17 protein-coding genes are annotated in these 19043 nt (G+C 70.6%); 13 read left to right on the plus strand and 4 right to left on the minus strand.

Features of this window, described 5'->3' with window-relative positions; translation table 11 throughout:
• Positions 1–75: 75 nt before the first annotated feature.
• Positions 76–1260 carry a thiolase family protein gene (locus tag ACWY4P_RS25505; protein ID WP_456202638.1) on the plus strand — a complete coding sequence of 395 codons (1185 nt, stop codon included), beginning with the start codon at positions 76–78 and terminating at the stop codon, positions 1258–1260.
• 165 nt (positions 1261–1425) lie between these two features.
• Positions 1426–1779, plus strand: a complete 354-nt coding sequence (locus ACWY4P_RS25510; RefSeq protein ID WP_456202639.1) for a VOC family protein — start codon at positions 1426–1428, stop codon at positions 1777–1779.
• A 220-nt stretch (positions 1780–1999) separates the two neighbouring features.
• Here ACWY4P_RS25510 and ACWY4P_RS25515 read toward each other — a convergent pair whose 3' ends face one another.
• Positions 2000–2533 (minus strand): RibD family protein, encoded by a 534-nt coding sequence (locus ACWY4P_RS25515; RefSeq protein ID WP_456202640.1) that lies wholly within the window; start codon positions 2531–2533, stop codon positions 2000–2002.
• 169 nt (positions 2534–2702) lie between these two features.
• Between ACWY4P_RS25515 and ACWY4P_RS25520 the strand changes: the two genes are divergently transcribed.
• From ACWY4P_RS25520 to ACWY4P_RS25555, 8 genes are all read left to right on the plus strand, one after another.
• Complete coding sequence (locus tag ACWY4P_RS25520) at positions 2703–3953, plus strand: helix-turn-helix domain-containing protein (RefSeq protein ID WP_456202641.1); 1251 nt, start codon at positions 2703–2705, stop codon at positions 3951–3953.
• Between the two features lie 95 nt (positions 3954–4048).
• Positions 4049–4483 carry a hypothetical protein gene (locus ACWY4P_RS25525; RefSeq protein ID WP_456202642.1) on the plus strand — a complete coding sequence of 145 codons (435 nt, stop codon included), beginning with the start codon at positions 4049–4051 and terminating at the stop codon, positions 4481–4483.
• The gene (locus tag ACWY4P_RS25530) at positions 4480–4665 is read left to right on the plus strand and encodes a hypothetical protein (protein WP_456202643.1); all 186 of its coding nucleotides are present in this window, start codon (positions 4480–4482) and stop codon (positions 4663–4665) included. The genes ACWY4P_RS25525 and ACWY4P_RS25530 overlap by 4 nt, the downstream gene beginning before the upstream one ends.
• Positions 4662–4889 carry a hypothetical protein gene (locus ACWY4P_RS25535; RefSeq protein WP_456202644.1) on the plus strand — a complete coding sequence of 76 codons (228 nt, stop codon included), beginning with the start codon at positions 4662–4664 and terminating at the stop codon, positions 4887–4889. Before ACWY4P_RS25530 ends, ACWY4P_RS25535 begins: the two co-directional genes overlap by 4 nt.
• Positions 4890–5171: 282 nt before the next feature.
• The gene (locus ACWY4P_RS25540) at positions 5172–5297 is read left to right on the plus strand and encodes a hypothetical protein (protein WP_456202645.1); all 126 of its coding nucleotides are present in this window, start codon (positions 5172–5174) and stop codon (positions 5295–5297) included.
• Between the two features lie 94 nt (positions 5298–5391).
• Entirely contained in the window at positions 5392–5889 is a 498-nt protein-coding gene (locus ACWY4P_RS25545) for a hypothetical protein (protein ID WP_456202646.1), read from the plus strand.
• A 217-nt stretch (positions 5890–6106) separates the two neighbouring features.
• A complete protein-coding gene (locus tag ACWY4P_RS25550; RefSeq protein ID WP_456202647.1) occupies positions 6107–7237 on the plus strand; it encodes a serine hydrolase domain-containing protein in 1131 nt (376 codons plus the stop codon).
• 177 nt (positions 7238–7414) lie between these two features.
• On the plus strand, positions 7415–7714 hold the full coding sequence (locus tag ACWY4P_RS25555; RefSeq protein ID WP_456202648.1) for a helix-turn-helix transcriptional regulator: 300 nt from the start codon (positions 7415–7417) through the stop codon (positions 7712–7714).
• Positions 7715–7801: 87 nt separating this feature from the next.
• Here ACWY4P_RS25555 and ACWY4P_RS25560 read toward each other — a convergent pair whose 3' ends face one another.
• Together ACWY4P_RS25560 and ACWY4P_RS25565 are read right to left on the minus strand one after the other, a co-directional pair.
• Positions 7802–8404 carry an N-acetyltransferase family protein gene (locus ACWY4P_RS25560; protein ID WP_456202649.1) on the minus strand — a complete coding sequence of 201 codons (603 nt, stop codon included), beginning with the start codon at positions 8402–8404 and terminating at the stop codon, positions 7802–7804.
• A gap of 32 nt (positions 8405–8436) precedes the next feature.
• Positions 8437–13134, minus strand: coding sequence for a putative T7SS-secreted protein (locus ACWY4P_RS25565; RefSeq protein ID WP_456202650.1), 4698 nt, complete (start codon positions 13132–13134; stop codon positions 8437–8439).
• 317 nt (positions 13135–13451) lie between these two features.
• Here ACWY4P_RS25565 and ACWY4P_RS25570 point away from each other — a divergent pair, with 317 nt between their 5' ends.
• The 3 genes from ACWY4P_RS25570 (at position 13452) to ACWY4P_RS25580 (ending at position 18079) form a co-directional block, all read left to right on the plus strand.
• The gene (locus tag ACWY4P_RS25570) at positions 13452–13853 is read left to right on the plus strand and encodes a DnaJ family domain-containing protein (protein ID WP_456202651.1); all 402 of its coding nucleotides are present in this window, start codon (positions 13452–13454) and stop codon (positions 13851–13853) included.
• Positions 13854–13980: 127 nt separating this feature from the next.
• Positions 13981–15831, plus strand: coding sequence for an asparagine synthase (glutamine-hydrolyzing) (gene asnB, locus ACWY4P_RS25575; protein WP_456202652.1), 1851 nt, complete (start codon positions 13981–13983; stop codon positions 15829–15831).
• 304 nt (positions 15832–16135) lie between these two features.
• Entirely contained in the window at positions 16136–18079 is a 1944-nt protein-coding gene (locus ACWY4P_RS25580) for a cellulose binding domain-containing protein (protein ID WP_456202653.1), read from the plus strand.
• On the opposite strand, the gene ACWY4P_RS25585 is transcribed toward ACWY4P_RS25580, so the two are convergent.
• Complete coding sequence (locus ACWY4P_RS25585) at positions 18076–18864, minus strand: MBL fold metallo-hydrolase (protein WP_456202654.1); 789 nt, start codon at positions 18862–18864, stop codon at positions 18076–18078. The two genes, ACWY4P_RS25580 and ACWY4P_RS25585, sit on opposite strands and share 4 nt — an antisense overlap.
• Between the last annotated feature and the right edge of the window lie 179 nt (positions 18865–19043).

Genomic DNA, 19043 nt, shown 5'->3' on the forward strand with positions numbered 1-19043 from the left:
CCTTGCTACTCTGCGGTAGCCAGATCAGTTGGAAAAACAAACTGACTATCCTCGCTGGAAGAGGAGGCGATCGCCATGCGCGACGCCGTCATCGTCGAAGCCGTCCGCACCCCGATCGGCAAGGGCAAGCCCGGCGGCGCGCTCGCCGGGGTGCATCCGGTGGAGCTGCTGGCGCACACGCTGGGCGCCCTCGTCGAACGGAGTGGGGTGGACCCGGCTCTGGTCGACGACGTGATCGGCGGGTGCGTCGACCAGGTGGGCGAGCAGGCCATGAACACCACCCGGTACGCGTGGCTCTCGGCCGGGTTCCCCGATTCGGTCCCGGCGACGACCGTGGACCGGCAGTGCGGGTCCTCGCAGCAGGCCGTGCACTTCGCCGCGCAAGGGGTGATCTCCGGGGCGTACGACCTGGTGGTGGCCTGTGGAGTGGAGTCGATGAGCCGGGTGCCCATGTGGTCGAACGTGCCGGCGGGCGCCGATCCGTTCGGGCCGGGGATCGCGGCCCGCTACCCCGAGGGGCTCGTTCCGCAGGGGATCAGCGCAGAGCTGATCGCCGCCAAGTGGTCCCTCACGCGGGAGCAGATGGACGAGTTCGCCACCGCGTCCCACCAGAAGGCGGCCCGGGCGACCGCCGAGGGCCGGTTCGCCGCCGAGGTCGCCCCGGTACGGACCGACGGACGCACCGTGGACACGGACGAGTCCATCCGGCCCGGCACCACCCCCGAGGTGCTGGCCGGGCTGCGGCCGGCCTTCGCCGACCCCGGGTTCGCCGAGCGGTTTCCGCAGATCCAGTGGTCGGTGACCGCGGGCAACAGCAGCCCGGTCAACGACGGCGCGGCCGCCCTGCTGATCACCAGCAGCGACACCGCGGCCCGGCTCGGCCTGCGCCCCAAGGCCCGACTGCACAGCTTCGCCGTCACCGGCTCGGACCCGCTGCTGATGCTCACCGGCGTCATCCCGGCCACCGAGAAGGTGCTGCGCCGGGCCGGGCTCGCGCTGTCGGACATCGACCTGTTCGAGGTCAACGAGGCGTTCGCCAGTGTGGTGCTGTCCTGGCAGCAGGAGACGGGCGCCGACCCCGCCAAGGTCAACGTCAACGGCGGCGCCATCGCACTGGGCCACCCGCTCGGCGCCAGCGGCGCCCGGCTGATGACCACCCTGGTCGGCGCCATGCGCGAGCGTGGCGCGCGGTACGCGCTACAGACCATGTGCGAGGCGGGCGGGCTCGCCAACGCCACGGTGTTGGAGGCCATCGGGTGAGTCACCCCGACGGGTGCTCCCCGCCGTGCTCACGCGGTGTGCGGCGGCGGGCGAGCGCCCGCGGGCCGTCGTTGTCGGAAACCAACGGGTTCGCGGAATCTGAACGCTGGTGTGTGGGGCCTGAGTGCCTGTTATTCGAAGCTCTGGCAGGTCTAAGCTCGGCAGATGACCTTGGAATGGGAACAGGTAATTGTTCACTCGGTAGATCCGGTGGCCTTGGGGCAGTGGTGGGCTACGGCTCTTGGCTGGGTTGTGGTCCACTCCTCTGATGAGGAGTTCGAGATCCGCCCGGAGCCGGATCGCCTGCCAGGGTTGGACTTCGTCCGGATTGATGAGAGCAAGAAGGCCAAGAGCCGACTGCATCTCGACTTCAGGCCTGATGACCAGGACGCCGAGGTGGCTCGTCTGGTGGCTCATGGCGCACAGCGTGTTGATATTGGCCAGGGTGACCAATCGTGGGTTGTATTGGCAGACCCCGAAGGTAACGAGTTCTGTGTCCTTGGCCAGCGGCGTCAGTGAGGCCCACACCTGGGCCGGGTCGATGGTGAAGCGCGCGGGGTGGGCGGCGCGGACGTAGTGGATCGGAGATGTCCGATCGGTTGAGATCGTCCAGCCGGATCTCGGCGACCTGCTTGGCGCGGATGGCATAGACGAGGAACCCGCGTGCACTCCAATTGTGTTGTTCGCCGTCAGTTCCTCGGGCAGCAGGAACCGCTCGCGTATGCGGGGCAGGCTTCCGTCATGCCTGGCGGGACGCTCCGTCGGGCCATACGACGTCCACAGGCAGGCCCGCCTCACGCGCCTCGTACACCACATCCGCCGTGCCACCGCCCTTGCCGGTCGGCGGCTGCCCGTTCCACACGGCCACAAGACGGTCCGCCCGCTCCAGCAGTACGGCATTCGCCGCTTCGTACGCCTCGCGGTTCGCCGTGGCGTACGGCATCACCAACACCTCGTCCGCCGCGTCCACGAGCCGGTCGAAGGTCGCGGCGTGGACCGGTACGACCACCTTCAGCTTGGGATCGTCCACCGCCGAGCGGACGGCAAGGTGCGGATTGTCGGCCTGCTGTGTGCCGGAGCCCACCACAGTGGCCTGGCAGGCCGCGCGCAGGGAATGGACCTCAGCACGGGACTCCACGCTCGTGATCCACTGGCTGGTGGAATCCGCTGCGGCGATCCGCCCGTCCAGCGTGGCCGCGTACTTGTAGACGACGTAGGGGCGGCCCTCGACGGTGGTCCACTCGTCGGCGCCGACCCACTCGCTGATGTTCATGGGTCCCTTCCCCGGTGATTATCGGTGAGCCTAGGTCAGGCCGTGGCGACTGCTGAGCGGTTGCGGCTCAAAGGCGAGGTTCGCCATACCTGGGAGTGAACGGCCTCACACGAGAGGCGCCCTGCCTCATACCCTGGCAGTGACGAGCTGGACAGAGAGGGGCAAGGCCATGTCATCTGATGCTACCCCGAACCCGCTGGACCACCCGCTGGTCTTCGGCCAGCGGATGCAAGTCCTCCGCACACGCCGGGGCATGAGCCGTACAGTCCTCGCCGGTCTCCTCGACAAGTCCCCGAGCTGGGTGAAGCAGGTCGAGAACGGCGCTCTCCACACTCCCGGACTTCCAATGCTCTTGCGCATCGCCGAGGTTCTACGCGTCCGCAACCTCGCTGAGCTCACCGGCGACCAGACCATGCCCATTGATCTCTTCATCGGCCCCGGTCACGCCAAGCTGCCCGCAGTGCGAGCCGCGATCGACGCATTCCCCTTCGCTGCCGATCGCGAAGCACCCTCGCCCGCGCACCTGAGTGCACGCCTCGAACGCGCTTGGTCAGCCCGCCACTCCGCACCCAACCACCGCGATGTGATCGGCGGTCTCCTGCCGAATCTCATCCGGGATGCGCAGCTCGCCGTACGCCAGGCCGACCGCGCCCCCGACCGGCGGGCCGCTCAAGCGGTGCTATCCGAGGTCTACTCCCTCAGCCAGTTCTTCCTTGCCTACCAGCCGGACTCCGCCCTCCACTGGCGCGTGGTCGACCGCGGCATGGTCGCTGCCCAGGAGAGCGAGGACCCGCACGCCATCGGCGTAGCCGCCTGGCTCACCGCCCAGGCCCACCGCGACAGCGGCCCCGCCCACTTCGACGCAGCCGACGCCGTGACTCTGGAGACCCTGCGCTACCTCAAGCCTCTCCTGCCGGACGCGCCGGACGACGTGCGCGCCATCGCGGGTGCCCTGCAGTTCGAGGCCGGATACACCGCCGCACGCCGCGGAGATACCGGCACCGCGTGGAGCTACTGGGACACCGCAAGCAAGATGTCCAAGCGGCTCCCTGCCGACTACTACCACCCCGTGACCTCGTTCTCCCGGGCCATCATGGGCGCGCACGCGGTCACGGTCGCCGTCGAGCTGCATGCGGGCCCGGAGTCCGTACGGCAGGCCGCGAAGGCTGACGCCGAGACAATCCCTTCACGGCCTCGGCTGGCCCGGCACAGGATCGAGGAGGCCCGGGGCTACCAACTTGACGGGCAGCCGGAGACCGCGCTGGCAACGTTGGACAAAGCGTACGAGGCGGCGCCAGAGACGATTCGTTACAACGGCTACGCGCGCCGCATCGTCTTGGAGGAGACGGAGTCGAAGTCTCCGGAGCGTCGCCGTCGTGCGGCCGACCTAGCCGTGAAGATCGGAGTATTGGCCGCCTGAACCCCCGTTCGAGGGGCAGAATCTCTGCCCCCTCCCCACCCCCGGCGCTCTTACGGTCGGTAATCACCTGATCACCGATGACGTCGGGGGCTCCAGTGGAGACGACGAACAACCACCCCGTCCTGCCGTGGACGCCGCCCAGCGGGCATAGCGCGGAGCTGCGGCCCGTTGGCACCTCATGGGACATCGTGCGCGTCCCTCTCTCCATCGGCATCGGCGAACGCACGCTCGACTTACTGGGCGCGACGACCGGCGCGGTCATCAAGAACCCGATCGACAGGGTCTTGTATTGGCTCATCGAGCCGGGTGCGGCCAGCGGCTGGGACATGGGCCTGCTGCCCTCCGCCGAAGTGTGGGGAGCGACCGCCTACATCGAGGTGCCTCCTGCGGCCCGCACAAGCGGGCCCGGCGTCCACTGGCACGTACCGCTTGAGCACGCCCGGCACCTGACCGATCCGGCGGCCCTCTTCGCCGCGCTGCGGACCGCGACCGGCGAGGCGCTCGGCCCTCGCGTGGAGGTCCCCCGGTGACGGAGTACTGCTACCGCTGCGACAAAACCACCCGCGAGCCGATCCCCGTGGTCCGCGCGGCCGCGTCCGGGCCCGGCTGCCTGCGCTATCTGTGCCCTCCCTGCGACCGCCGATGGCCGCGTCCCGACGCCGACCTCTACAACGTGCTCGTCACCCTCCAGCGCGAGAGGCAGACGACATGACCGTCCCGGCCGGCGCCCGGCGCCTGTCCCCGTACTGCGCGCTGTACACCGCCGAACCCGACACCACGCCCGACGAGATCCACGCATTCTGCAAGGGGCCGGGCGAGGTCCGGGCGGCGCCCATACCGCCCGCGACCCGTGGCGCGCTCATCATGACCATCCGCTGTGACTGCGACTGCCACAACAACCCACCCGTCGAGGCCCTGAAGTCAGACGCCACCTAGGTGGCTTTGTGGTGAGTTTGAGACGGCGACACGCCGTCGCTTCGGCGTGTCGCCGTCTCAAACTCACCGCAAGTCCAGGCCTCGGCTGCGTAAGTCACCGGTATCGCCCCTAGCCCCCTGCCCATCCGAGGCAGGGCTGAGGAACTTCGGCCCGGACAGCAGCGAGCCGAAGTCCCGTCCGTAAAGCCTCGCCCCGGCCTCCCGCTTGCAGGCCAGCGGCCGGGACGAGGACCGCGCAATCGCGCGGGGACACCCTGCGCGCGTGAACTCACAGGAGACCCAATGCGATTACAGCATGCCGTCCGCCAGGACCCGGAAGGCGGCGACACCATGCCGGACACGGACGCCCCGACACCGGGCGGACAGACACCCGGTGACTCGGACGACGGACGCCAGTACGCGCACTAGCCCGCGTCAGGCGCCACAGGTAGACGGCGGCCCCGTCCTCAGACAGCCCCCGCCGCAGGGCGGGGCCGCTCCCACCCCATGCAGGAGCACCCTCATGACAGCACAGCCCCCACCCATGCCCATGCCCGATCACTGGCACTGCTACCGCTGGTCCGGAGAACGGCGAACGTACGACGACGAGTCCACGCGACGGCCGCCACATCTCGTCGTCCACAACATCTCCCCCCAGGAGTGGAAGCAGATCGCGTCAGCCAGCCCCACCTTCATGGCGAGCGAAGTGCCCCCGCTGGAGGTACCCCACTGGCTGCTGCGCCCAGCCAGAATGATCAAGGCCACCTTCCAGGAGCCGGAGAAAGCCTCTGCCTGGTACAGGGGCCAGGTCACCGGCTTAGCTCCGTCCTTCATGACCGACCGCGACAGGGACCTCGCGCGGTGGGCCGAGCCGTTCGCGGCCGCGGAGGCCCGGCTCGGCTGGGGCGGGGACGTCGTGGGCGGATGGTATCTGCGAGGCACCGGATTCGCCTCGATCCAAGTGGTCGCGTGCAGCGCAAACCGGACCCGTCCGACCATCCCCTGCCCCACACTCCCCTGAGCGTGTCCCGTGATCATGTGATGGCGGTGGGCAGGAGGTCCCCGCCAGCAAGGTCACCACTTCGTCGGGGAGGCGGCCGCGGCCGGTGCCGTCGTGTTGTGCGATTACGGGGGCGGAAGCCGTAGCCGCACGGTCGGGCTAACAACGAGGAAACACGTCCCGCCCTAGAACTGTGGCTCGACATCTGATTTTTCGGACTTCCGCAGAGGGAGACTTCATGGTTTCGCGTCGAGCGGCAGTGGCCGGCATCGCCTCGGTGGCGTGCGCGGCGCTGGCTCTGAGCGTGGCCGCGCCCGCCAACGCCTCGGTATCTGCCGACCCCGTCAAGGTCGGGAACGTGCAGAAGGCGATGGAAGACCTGGTGAAGACGGGCCACGTAGTGGGCGCCATCGGCGAGGTGTACGTGGACGGCAAGCGGGTCGGGAAGGGATCGGCCGGGTCCCGCCTGCTCTACGGCAAGGGCGGTGCGATCCCATCGAACGCCCGCTACCGGATCGGCTCGCAGACCAAGGGCATGACCGCCGCCGTGGTGCTGCAACTGGTCAAGGAGGCCAAGCTGAGTCTCGACGACAAACTCAGCGCGGTCCTGCCGGAGGTGGCGGAAAAAGACCTGGTCGAGCGGGCCGACGAGATCACGGTACGCAACCTGATCCAGATGACCTCGGGCATCCCCGAGTACATCGGCGCGGACACCATGGACCCCACGCGTAACTACCGCCCGACCGACCTGCTGGCGGCCTCACGCAAGAACCCTCGGCCCGTGGAGATCGGGACCTTCAACCACTCCAACACCGACTACATCCTGCTCGGCATGATCATCGAGAAACTGTCCGGGAGGTCGCTGGCGGCCGAACTCGACCGGAGGCTCTTCGCCCCGCTCGGAATGCGCGATACCTATCTGCCCACAAAGGCGTCCGAGGGCATCAAGGGCCCGCACGGGCACGGCTACGCCCCGGACGAGACGGGCACGCTGCTCGATGTCGACAAGATCAACGCCACCACCATGCTCGGCGCGGGCGGCGTGGTCTCCACCGCGCGCGACGTCAGCGCCTTCAAGCGCGCCCTCCGCCAGGGCAGGCTCCTGCCGGAGTCCCTGAACAAACTGCTCACCGACCCGCCGCCTGGCCAGCCGCCGCAGCCCGAGGGCGGCCCGTGCGCCGGCAACCCCGAGTTCGCCCCAGGAGGCGGGGGCAGCGCCCCCGGCTTCCTCGCCTCGACCTACACCTCCTCCGACGGCCGCCTGCAGTTCGCCGTGTCCATGACGCTGGCCATGGACGATGCCGAGCGCATGACCACGCCGCAACGCATCACCGACGCCCTCAAATCGGTGTTCTGCCCGGCGACATAAAGCGTGTCCCGCTGCCACGTGACGCGGACGGTACGCGAGCGACAGGGCTATGACGCAGCTCGCCAGGAAACGGTGACAGGGTGTTGTCGCGGACGGCTGCGACGGTCGACGGCATGACGATCACCGATACGGATCGTCGCGCTGCCATCGCGGACCGACTCCGCGGTCCGCGCCGCGGTGGAACAGGCCCTCACCGGCAACATGGTGCTGCGGCTGTCCTACGTCGACGCGGCAGGACGCGCAAGCGACCGCGTAGTGGAACCGGCCGGACTGCTCACCGCCGATGGCCGGTGGTACCTCATCGCCTGGTGCCGCATACGGCGGGCCGGCCGGGGCTTCCGGCTGGACCGGATCGCAGCGGCGGCTCCAACCGGTGAGCGGGCGCACCCCCATGACCTGGCCGAACTGCTGCTCGGCTCAGCCGCCGCCGGTGCGGTGCCGCCCGCTGCGCTGGCCTCGCTCACACCGCCACCATGAGGTGCCGAAGGGCGCACTGGCTGTCGCTGGGAGGCGCCACCTGATGCGCGCCACCTGATGCGCTCCGCCGGGGCTCGCCCGCCGTGCTCACGCGCGGCGCGGCGAGGCTCCCGCGCCGACCGCGGCCGAGCCGTGCACCGCGACCCCGTCCGGGCGAGCCAGCTCCAGATACATCTTGACGTCGTCGAAGCGCTCGTCACCGACGGCTATCCCGCTCGGCAACCGGCCCCACTCCTTGAAGCCGAGGTCCTCGTACAGGCCGATCGCGCCGTGGTTGTTGCCACGGACACCCAGGATCAGCAGCTCCAGACCGGCCGCGCGCACGTCGTCGATCAGCGCGGACACCAGAAGCCGGCCGATGCCCCGGCCCCGGGCCGCGGGGTGCGTCATGACCTGCTGGAGTTCGGCGCTGTGCCGGTAGCTGGCCACGGTGGCGCGGCGCCGCCACAGCGCACAGCCCAGCACCTCACCCGACCCGCCCTCCTCGGTCGCCAGGGCGAGCGCCGCGTCCCCGGCCCGTACGTCGGCCAGGATCCCGTCGAGCCAGGCGTCGGTCTCCGCCCGGCCGGGCGGTGTGAGGTAGCCGATGGCCCCGCCGGTCTCGGTGACGGCGTGGATCATCCGGTGGATCCTGGCGCGCAGCGCGTCGTCCAAGGTGGTCGGCCAGACCAGCTCGACGGGGTCGGTCATGTCATGCTCCTTGATCGCGTTCCGGCCGCTCACTACTCCACCTCATAGACCGTTCGGCAGGCGGCCCAGTGCACTCGGCCCATATTCGGGTCGAGCATGAACGACAGACGGACCGGATTCTTCTCCGTGATGATGGGGTTGCCCTGGAGTTCCAAACCGTCCGGCGGATGCAGCTCGTAGTCCGGCAGCAACTCCCCCGGCCCGTACTCCTCCACCGGCTTCATGTGCGAGCGCCCGGCGATGATGGCCCTCGTATCCATCCAGCTGATGGGCTCACCGTGGAGGCTGTGCATGACGACAGTCGTGCCCTCGGGAACCCTGGCCGGAGTGCCGTCCCCCGCGGCGATGCCGCCGTGCCCGGCTATCACCTCCTCTCCGTCCGGGCGTTCCTCGGCCCATGGCTCGAACGGATCGGATTCGTAAGGAGCGAGCCCCAGCGGGTCGAGCCAGCGATGGGGGTTTTGGACGTACGCGACCGGGTTGGGAGCGGGGGCGAGACCGAGGGGGTCGGGGGTGGTGTAGCGGGCGGTGGTGGGGTCGTAGTAGCGGTGGTGGTTGTAGTGGAGGCCGCTTTCGGGGTCGAAGTACTGGCCTGGGAAACGCAGGGGGGTGTGAGTCGGCCTCGTGCGGTCTTCCGTCGTGGTGCCCCACAGCGTCGTGCGGGGGCGCCAGGCGATGTCGCCGGTTTCGTCGACGAGTTCGGTGGGGGTGCCGGCCAGGTCGGTGACGATGGCGAAGAAGCGGCGGTCGATCTCGCGCTGGGTGGTGGCGTCCGTGACCCGCTCGGTCTGGGCCAGGGGACGGAAGCCGTGATGTTCCCAGGTGAGGGTGGTCGGGTCGGGGAGATCCGGTGTAGTGGTGGTCTGTTCGACGAGGGTGTTGTGGTCCCAGGTGAAGTCGACCTGTTCGACGACCGTTTCGCCGTCGCCGGCGAGGCGTTGTTTGGCGGTGCGGCGGCCGAGGGGGTCGTAGAGGTAGCGCCAGATGGTGCCGTCGGGGGTGGTGACGGTGGTGAGGTGGTTTTCGGCGTCCCAGGTGTAGTGCCAGGTGTCGGGCTTCTTCGACAGGCGGGTTTTCTGGCGGAGGGTGAGGCGGCCGGCGGGGTCGTGTTCGTAGCGGACGCGTCCGGCGCGGGTGATGCGGGTGCCGGTGTACGTGCGGGGGCCGGTGGTGTCGGCTGCGGAGGGGTGTTCGCCTGGCCAGGTGGCGTGGGTCTGGTTGCCCACCTCGTCGTAGGTGTAGCTCTCGGTCCAGCCCTCGGCGCGGACGGCCGTGACCCGGCCGGCGGCGTCGAGGTCGTAGCTGTGGGGGCCGCGGAGTTGGTCGTCGATGCCGGTGAGGTGGCCGTCGGGGCGGTAGGTGTAGGCGCGGTGCTGGGTGATGTCGCCTGCCGGTCCGGTCAGGGTCTGCTCGGACAGCCGCCCGGCGGGGTCCCAGATCTGGGCGAGGGTCGCGGTGTCACCGAAGCGGCGGCAGGTCTCCCGGCCTGCCGCGTCGTATGCGAAGTCCAGGGTGTGCCCGCAGGTGGTCAGAGTGGTGCGGCGGCCCGCCGCGTCGTAGGCGAACGTGGACTTCGCGCCGGAGGGGGTGGTGCGGCGTACGGTGCGACCGAGGGCGTCATAGGTGCGCGTGAGGACACGGTCACCGACGACTTCCGAGGTGATCCGGCCCATCCGGTCCCGCCGGTACGTCAGCGCCACCTCCGGGCCGACGGCCTCCACCAGCCGCCCGGTCGGGTCATAGGTGAAGGTGGTGGCCTGGCCTTCGGAGTCCTTGTGCACGATCCGGCCGCAGGCGTCGCGTTCGAGGCGGACGGTCTGGCCCAGCGGGTCGGTGCGGGAGACCAGTTGGCCCGCCGCGTCGTACTCGTAGGTGAGGGTGCGGCCGTCGAAGTCCGTCTCGCTGAGTGTGCGGCCGGTCGGGTCGTACTCGTAGGTCCAGGTCAGCCCCTGGGGATTGGTGACCTGGGTGAGGCGCAGCCGCGTGTCGTAGGCGAACTCGTAGCGGGCGCCGTCCGGGTCGGTCCGGGCGGACAGCAGATCGAAGTGGGTGTACTCGTACGTGGTCACGCCGTCGCTCGCGTCCACATGAGCGGTGACGTTGCCCTCGCCGTCGTAGGTCCGGGTCTCCTCGGTGCCGTCCGGGCCGCTACGCCGGGTCGGCTTGCCCTCGACGGTCCATTCCATGCGGGTGGGTGCGCCGAGGGGGTCGGTGACGGTGGTGGGGCGGCCGAAGGCGTCGCGGTGGTAGGCAGTGGCCGCGCCCAGAGGATCGGTGATCTCGACGGGGAGCCCGGCCGGGTCGCAGCGCACGCGGGTGGTGGCGCCGAGCGCGTTGGTGACCGAGGCCAGATGGCCCAGGTCGTCGTAGGTGTAGCGGGTGGTGTTGCCCGACGGGTCGGTTGTGGCGGTGCGGTTGCCCCGCTCGTCGTACTCATGGCGCCACCGAGCGCCGTCCGGCTGGATCACCTCCGCCGGGAGGCCCAGGGCGTTGTACGTGGCGGTTCGCTCGTGTCCATCGGGGGTGGTCAGGGAGGTCAGTCGGCCGGCCGTGTCGTAGGTGTAGCCGGTCGTCCGGCCGAGGGCGTCGGTCCGGGACAGGATCCGGCCGTAACGGTCCCGACGGGTGCGGGTGGTGTGGCCGAGCGGGTTGGTCACGGCGATGACCTGGCAGCGGTCGTTGACCAGGTAGCGGGTGGCGTGGCCTTCGGGGGTGGTGACCGTGGTGACCCGGTGGCCGGTCCGCTCATCCGTGGGGCCGTAGTCGATGCGCAGCGCGATATGGCCCTCGGTGCCGCCCTCGGCGATGCAGCGGTCGCGGTTGTCGTAGACGTAGTCGTAGCGGCGGTCGTTGGTGTCGGTCCATGCGATGATCCGGCGCTCGGTGTCGTACTCGAAGCGCAGGGGCAGCCCGGAGGAGTTGGTGACCTCGGTGAGGTTGCCGTCGGTGTAGGCGTAGCGGATGAGCTCCTGGTCGGCTCCGGCCAGGTGGAGGGCGGTGATACGGCCCTGGTCGGTGGTGATGTTGAGGTGGTAGCCGCCGCTGTGGACGATGCCGGTGGGGGCACCGTGTTGGTCGTATTCGAAGGTCAGGCGGTGGCCGTTGCGGTCGCTGATCTCCGCGAGCAGGGCCTCGCCGTCGCCCCCGCCCTCCGGCCCGGTGAAGTACCAGGTGCGGCCGGTGTCCGGATCGGTGAGCGTGTAATCCCCCTCCACCGTCCGCTCCAGCGGCCACCGCGGGCCCAGCTCGGGCAGCGTCGGCACGCCGGGTGCCGGGTGCGGATACGACAGCAGCAGCCCGTCCTCGGCGACGAACACCACACCCCGCGCGCCGATCTCCAGCCGCTGATCGGCCGAGCTCGACCACGTGGGCCCGAACCACCGCCCCGCCCGATACCCCGACTCCGCCCGCCGCACGAACACCAGCGGCAACGCCCCCGGCAACACCACATCCCGCTGCGGCAGATACATCCGCCCCGTCGCCAGATCCACCGGGTCAGTTCCCCCGGCGGTCTTCGCCCCATCGGGCGTGGCATGCGGGGCCGGGCCGTCCTTGGCCAGCGTTTCCAGAGCGGGCCGCTCGGCCCGGGCCACGGTCGCGGGCAGCCGCTCGGCGGCGGTGACGGCCGCCTTCGCCCCGCCAAGACCCTTGGTCCCGAGCAGCTCCGGCACCAACCGGCCCAGCCCCTCGGAGGGATCCTTCTGGAACGCGTCCCACATGCCCTTGAGTGCCGCGCCCGGGTCGTTGGCCATCCGCACCAGACCAGCGGCCGTGTTGTTGAGGTTGGTGACGTACTCGGCGGGGTGGGTGATGTTGTACAGGTCCAGCGGGTTCACCTGCCGCGCAAAGTTCAGCAGCCCCGCCGTCCCCTTCACCACACCACCCAGGAAATGGCCCGTATCCAGGCTCAGCCCGGTCAGCCCATCCCCCACCTGCTGCGCATACGACGGCTTCTTCGGCGCGGCATCCCGCGCCACCTCCACCGCCGCCTTCGCCACCCCATGCGCCTCGTTCCGCTGCCGCCGCGCCTCCTTCAACAGATCCTCAGCGGCCTTGATATCGGCGGCCCCCGGGTCATGGAAGGTGCCCGGCTTGTCCGGCAGGCTGGAGGGGTCACGCTTGTCGGCGGGTTTCGCGTTGTACGCCTCCACCGCGTCGTTGTACGCCGACACCCTGCCGTTGTGCGCCGAACGGGCGTCGTCGGAGGCCTTCTTCCCCTTCTTGTACTGCCGGACCGCCTCCTCCGCCTGACCCTGCGCCCACTCCACCGTCCCCGCGAACCGCTCCAGCGCCCCCGACGCCTTCTCACACGCGTCCGCCGCCGTGAACCACTTCTTCGGCTCGACCGACACGCTCTCCCGGAACGCGTCCGCCGACTTCCCCTTCAGCGACCCGGCCCCAAGCCCCTGCAGCCCCTTGCCCACGTTGTTGAACGCGGTCTTGAAGTCGGTCAGATGACTCGCGGTCGAGCGCAGCTTGCCAGGGCTGCCGTGGATCAGCTTCTTCGCATCCTCGGTCTCACCCAGCTGCATCTCATCGACATCCGCGCCCAGCGCGTTCGCCGCCGAGTCCGACTTGTCACGGACCCAGTCCGCACCGCTCTCCCAGCCGACGTCATCCAGCCGGTCCGCCGTCCAGTCCCCGGCGGCGTCGATGCCCTCACCGACATCCTCGACCCGGTCATCGACCCAGTCCTCAAGCCCATCCGGAACGAAATCGCCAAGCCCCACGCGCAGTTACCCCCGTGCAACAGTCGCAGCGGCCTGCTCCGGCCGTTGATCGGCACCGTACCCGCCAACCGGAACGCGGGTCACCGGGGGCCCGGCAGCTGGTTGCGTTCAACCCGTTTCTGCCACTTCGACTACGTCGGCGGGCGGTGGCCGGGCCGGCCGCGGCGGCCCATATGAGCGAGCGCACCTCGCGTCTCACCGCAGACCTACCGCCAGGTGTTCCGGTCCCGCTCGGTACCGTCCGGGGCGCGGCGGTCGGCACCATGGAGTCGGCACCATAGAGGTGACTGGAGGCGCATCCGAGGGAGGAGCACACCGTGACCGAGCGCAAGCCGCCCGGCATCAGCTTCGAGGCCTGGGCCGACCGGCAGATCCGCGAGGCGGAGGAGCGGGGCGACTTCGACAACCTGCCCGGGCGGGGCAAGCCGCTGTCCGGCCTGGACCGGCCGTATGACCCACTGTGGTGGGTCAAGGACAAGATGCACCGCGAGGGCCTGTCCTACCTGCCCCCGTCGCTCGTGCTGCGCAAGGAGGCGGAGGACGCGCTGGCGGCGGCGCGGGGGGCCGGGTCCGAGGCCGAGGTACGGCGGATCCTGTCGGACATCAACGACAGGATCCGCGAGGCGCTGCGGCGGCCGCCCGAGGGCCCGCCGCTCGATCTGGTGCCGTTCGACGTGGACGGTGTCGTACGGGAGTGGCGCGAGAGCCGGACCGGCTGAGACGGTCCGGCCCCCGAGGCGGTCGCTGGCCGAAAATTGTCGTTGCCTCAGGCTACCGGTGGTCGATGCAATCACTTCGGCGTACGGTGGCCGCCGGGGCGACCCGACCGGAGGGAGCGACACCGCGATGTGCGGCATCACCGGATGGATCTCGTACGACCAGGACCTCACCGCCGAGCGCGACACGCTGGCCGCCATGACCGCGACCATGGCCTGCCGCGGCCCGGACGCGGCGGGCCTGTGGACGGACACCCACGCGGCCCTCGGCCACCGCCGGCTGGCCGTGATCGACATCGAGGGCGGCAAACAGCCCATGTCCGTCGAGCGCGACGGCCGCACGGTGCTGGTGACCACCTACAGCGGCGAGATCTACAACTACCGCGAGCTGCGCGCCGAGCTCATCGACCGCGGCCACGCCTTCCGCACCAGCAGCGACACCGAGGTCGCCCTGCACGCCTACCTGGAGTGGGGCGAGGACTTCACCCACCGCCTCAACGGCATGTACGCCTTCGCCCTGTGGGACCCGCGCGAACAGCAACTCCTGCTGGTCCGTGACCGCATGGGCATCAAGCCGCTGTACTACCACCCCACCCCCGACGGCGTGCTCTTCGGCTCCGAGCCCAAGGCGATCCTCGCCCACCCTGCCGTACGCCCCGCCGTCGACACCGACGGCCTGGCCGAGCTGCTGGCCTTCACCAAGACCCCCGGCCACGCGGTCTACAAGGGGATGCGCGAGGTGCGCCCCGGCCACGTCGTACGCGTTCGCCGCCAGGGCCTGGCCGAACACCGCTACTGGGCCCCGGAGGCCAGCGACCACACCGACGACACCGACACCACCGTCCGCCGGGTGCGGGAGCTGCTGGACGACATCGTGGCCCGCCAGCTGATCGCCGACGTGCCCCTGTGCACCCTGCTGTCCGGCGGGCTCGACTCCTCCGCGATCACCGCGCTGGCCGCCCGGGGGCTGCGGGACGACGGACGGGGCCCGGTGCGCTCCTTCGCCGTGGACTTCGCCGGCCAGACCGAGAACTTCAAGGCCGACGCGTTGCGCGCCACCCCCGACGGCCCCTACGCCCACGCGCTCGCCGAGCACGTGAGCGCCGACCACCAGGACATCGTCCTGGACACCACCGCCCTGATGGACCCGGCCCACCGCCGCGCCACGCTCACCGCCCGCGATCTGCCGTTCGGCTCCGGCGACAGCGACACCTCGCTGTATCTGCTCTTCAAGGCGATCCGCGACCGCTCCACGGTGGCCCTGTCCGGGGAGTCGGCCGACGAGGTCTTCGGTGGCTACTCCTGGTTCCACGACCCGCGGGCGGTCGACGCCGACACGTTCCCCTGGCTCGCGGTGTTCCGCGACTTCGGCTTCACCGGCACCCGCACCGGCGGCCGCGAAGCGCTGCTGCACCCGGGGCTGCTCTCCAAGGTGGACCTCGACGCCTACCAGGCCGACCGCTACCGCGAGGCGCTGTCCGAGGTCCCGCACCGCGAGGGCGACTCGGCGGTGGAGCGGCGGATGCGGGAGATCTGCTATCTGCACCTGACCCGCTTCGTCCAGTTCCTGCTGGACCGCAAGGACCGCGCGAGCATGGCGGTGGGCCTGGAGGTGCGGGTGCCGTTCTGCGACCACCGGCTGGTCGAGTACGTCTTCAACACGCCCTGGTCGATGAAGACCTTCGACGGCCGCGAGAAGTCCCTGCTGCGCGCCGCCACCCGCGACCTCCTCCCCGACTCCGTCGCCCAGCGCGTCAAGAGCCCGTACCCCAGCACCCAGGACCCCCGGTACGCCGACGCCATCCGGGCCGAGCTGCGCGAGCTGCTGGCCGACGGCGACGCCCCGGTCCGCCCGCTGCTCGATGTCACCGCCGCCCGGCGCGCGGCGGACGGGGCGGGCCAGGACGCACGGCAGCCGATCGAGATGGTCCTCGGCCTGGACGCCTGGCTGCGCCAGTACGACGTCGAGCTGACGCTCTGACGTACGCTCCGCAACGCGCCCTGACGTTGCGTCAGGTATAGACCAAACCCCCGGCCCAACCGGGGGTTTCACCACCTCCGGGGCATTCACCGCATGCCGCCGCCACCGAAGGTGACACATGCTCAAGGCATACGACGATCCGTCTTGCCACTTGTGTCGAAACCGTGAAAGGCTCGGGCGGCACCACCAAGGAACCTCCCCCCAACTCCGAAAAGACGCTGGCCCCTTGGCCAGTCGCTGCCCGGCCTGATAAGAGTGTTGCCCGGCGGGGGCGCCGTTGTTCGTGAGTGAGGAAACCACCTCCATGCCCCACCAGTCATCTTCTGACGCCATATCCGAGACCGCTCTGCTCTCCGAATACTGGGACGCGGTACTCGACTACGCGAACCTGTGCACCACCAGCCCGCAGGACGGAATGCGGCTGGCCACCGAGGCGTTCCGGCGCGGCATCCGGGAGGCCCGCACCTCGCGGACGCGGGCATGGGGGCCGCGCCTGCCGTGGCTCCCGCTGCTCCTGAGCTCCGTACGGAAGACGGCCGCCGACTGGCAGGCCCAGCAGCCCGGCCACCGGCTCGATCCGGCGCTGCGCATCTGGCTGACCTCCGACCGGGCCAGACGCTACGCCACGCCACGGCGGGAACAGCCGCTCGCGCTGCGCGGCTTATGGGACCTCCCGGAGGAGGACGCCGATCTGCTGTGGTCCGTCGAAGTGGAGTCGCAGTCCCTCACCACGGTGGCCCGGCGGCTGGGGTGGGACTCCGCCTACGCCGACGAGGAGATCGCCCGGGTCCGCGCCCGGTTCCGCGAGCTGTGCCAGCGCAGCCACGTCGACGCACTCACCGACGAGGCGTGCCGCAGCTACGCCGGGCTGCTGGACGCGGCGACCCGCTCGCCGGACGCCGCCGCGCCCGAGGACCTGTGGCAGCACCTCGCCCGCTGCATGCACTGCAAGGAGGCGGCCGCCTGTCTGTATCTGCACGGCAGCGGGCTGCCCGGCGCCCTGGCCGGGGGCGTCCTCGGCTGGGGCGGGCTGCCCTACCTGGAGCGGCGGCGCAGGGTCGCGGCCGAGAACACCGGCGGCAAGCGCCTTCAGACGCTCGCGCGCAGCGTGGGGCCGCCGCTGTGGGACCGCGTCAAGGGGATGCGGGGCGCGCGCGGGAGGTCCCGTACGGGGCGTACGGCGGGGGCGGGCGTCGCGGCGGGCGCGGCCTCGGCGGCTCATGCGCCTCATGCGCCTCATGCGCCTCATGCGGCTGAGACGCCGCGTGCGCACGACACCCTCGACGGGTTCGACACCTTCGATGGGTTCGACCCGTTCGGCACGTCGGCCGGTCCGAGGGACACGGCTCACGCGCCGTACGCCGCGCGCACGGCCGACGGGTTCGAGATGTTCGACCCCTTCGACCCGTTCGGCACGACCAGTACCACCGACCCGTTCGCCGCAACCAGTGCGACCGATACGGCCGGCACGGCCGGTGCGGCCCGTACGACGGGCGCCTTCGCCGCGGTCGGCGCGACGGCCGCGACCGGGGTGATCCGCACGCACGGCGGGCCGGGCCGGAGGGCGGGCGGCGGGGGCCGGCGGCGCAGGCCCAGGAAGGGCGGCAAGACGAGGGCGGCGGGGATCCTGGCGGCCGCCGCCGCGGTCTCCGTGATCGCCGTCATCGCCTACACCAACACGGACGCGAACCAGGACGACGGGCTGCCGCCCGACGGCAGCACGGGACCGGGTGCCCTTCCGACGGTCGGCCCCACCCTCCCGTCGAAGGGCGCCCCGAGCCAGTCCCATGTCCCGCCCTCGTCCGGCACGAGCACGATCGGCCACCGGACCGGCCCGTCGAAGTCCGCGTCCGATTCGCCGTCGCCGAGCGATGGCTCGTCCCCGGACAAGCCGTCCAAGAAGAAGCCCCCCAAGCACGCCGAGCCCGCCGGGGTCACCTGCACGGCCCGCTACTCCCTGGACAACGAGTGGCCCGACGGCTTCCAGGCGAAGGTCACCCTCACGCCCCGCAAGACGGTCCGCGACTGGCGGCTGAGCTGGGAGTTCGCAAACGGACAGCGGATCACCCAGATGTGGAACGGCGAATTCGTCCAGCGCGGGCGCAAGGTGACCGTCACCCCGGCCGACTACAACGAGACCGCCCGGGGCGGCGAGGCCCTCGAGGTCGGCTTCCTCGGCTCCTGGGACGCCGGAAACGCCGCGCCCACGGACCTCGCCCTCAACGGACGCCCCTGCGACACCCGTTAGAGTTCGACGCGCTCGCCGGGCTTCAGCAGATGCAGCCGCTCGCCGAGCCCGGCCGCCTCGAAGGCCTCGACCAGCGTGTCGGCGCCCTGCGTGAAGTGCCCCCAGTGCTCGAAGTGCAGCGGGACGACCTGCCGCGCGCCGAGGATCTCCACCGCCTGGGCGGCGTGCTCGCTGGACAGGGTCAGAAAGCCCCCGGGGACCAGCGGGGTCGAGGCGGCGCCCGCGAACAGCAGGGCCACATCCACCGGCCCGAACCGCTCGGCGATCGCGCGCACCACGTCCAGCGAGGCGTTGTCGCCGCTGACGTAGACCGTCGGCAGCCCGCCGCCCGACACCACGAAGCCGGTCACCTCGCCGACCAGGTGCTCGGTGCCGTCCGGGCCGTGCTGGGCCGGGACGCCCGTGATCCGCAGCGTGCCGCCGCCCGGGCGCGGCAGCTCGAAGGTCTCCCAGTTCGGCAGCGCCGTCACGGTCGCGCCCAGCCGCTCCCGCGCGGACGCCGTGGAGAGCACCAGGTCCGCGTGGTCGAGGTAGACGCGGCCCGCGCGGTCGAGGTTGTCCGGGTGCTGGTCGTGCGAGAGCAGCACCGCGTCGACGGGGCCGAGGCCGGAGGTCGCGAGGGCCGGGCCCGCGGTCTTGACGAGCTTGCGCTCGCCAATGGGGTAGTCCCCGGGCGGGTCGAAGGTGGGATCGGTCAGCAGCCGTACGCCACCGATGTCGAGGGTCGCCGTGGGCCCTCCCAGATAGCGCACGGCCAAGGCCCCTGGAGAAATCGACTCGCTCATGGCTGTGTCCCGCTGCCTCTCACTGTGACGGTCTTCGGCACGATCGTAGGCACGGCGTGAATCCGGCCCGATCCCCCCATTGGTTCCGAGCCGGATACCGTTGTCAACCGGCACACGGGCCACGCCAAGGCGGCGCCGGCGGCCCATGAGCGGGGCCGCCGGGTATCACCCGCCCTGCT

This window comes from Streptomyces sp. LZ34, from assembly GCF_053890475.1.

What these genes read in the sequence shown, in the direction of transcription:
- ACWY4P_RS25545 (WP_456202646.1), top strand. Translation starts at nt 5,392, where the DNA reads ATGACAGCACAGCCCCCACCCATGCCCATGCCCGATCACTGGCACTGC.
- ACWY4P_RS25520 (WP_456202641.1), top strand. Translation starts at nt 2,703, where the DNA reads ATGTCATCTGATGCTACCCCGAACCCGCTGGACCACCCGCTGGTCTTC.
- ACWY4P_RS25585 (WP_456202654.1), bottom strand. Translation starts at nt 18,864, where the DNA reads ATGAGCGAGTCGATTTCTCCAGGGGCCTTGGCCGTGCGCTATCTGGGA.
- ACWY4P_RS25550 (WP_456202647.1), top strand. Translation starts at nt 6,107, where the DNA reads ATGGTTTCGCGTCGAGCGGCAGTGGCCGGCATCGCCTCGGTGGCGTGC.
- asnB (WP_456202652.1), top strand. Translation starts at nt 13,981, where the DNA reads ATGTGCGGCATCACCGGATGGATCTCGTACGACCAGGACCTCACCGCC.
- ACWY4P_RS25560 (WP_456202649.1), bottom strand. Translation starts at nt 8,404, where the DNA reads ATGACCGACCCCGTCGAGCTGGTCTGGCCGACCACCTTGGACGACGCG.
- ACWY4P_RS25540 (WP_456202645.1), top strand. Translation starts at nt 5,172, where the DNA reads ATGCGATTACAGCATGCCGTCCGCCAGGACCCGGAAGGCGGCGACACC.
- ACWY4P_RS25580 (WP_456202653.1), top strand. Translation starts at nt 16,136, where the DNA reads ATGCCCCACCAGTCATCTTCTGACGCCATATCCGAGACCGCTCTGCTC.
- ACWY4P_RS25510 (WP_456202639.1), top strand. Translation starts at nt 1,426, where the DNA reads ATGACCTTGGAATGGGAACAGGTAATTGTTCACTCGGTAGATCCGGTG.
- ACWY4P_RS25505 (WP_456202638.1), top strand. Translation starts at nt 76, where the DNA reads ATGCGCGACGCCGTCATCGTCGAAGCCGTCCGCACCCCGATCGGCAAG.
- ACWY4P_RS25515 (WP_456202640.1), bottom strand. Translation starts at nt 2,533, where the DNA reads ATGAACATCAGCGAGTGGGTCGGCGCCGACGAGTGGACCACCGTCGAG.
- ACWY4P_RS25535 (WP_456202644.1), top strand. Translation starts at nt 4,662, where the DNA reads ATGACCGTCCCGGCCGGCGCCCGGCGCCTGTCCCCGTACTGCGCGCTG.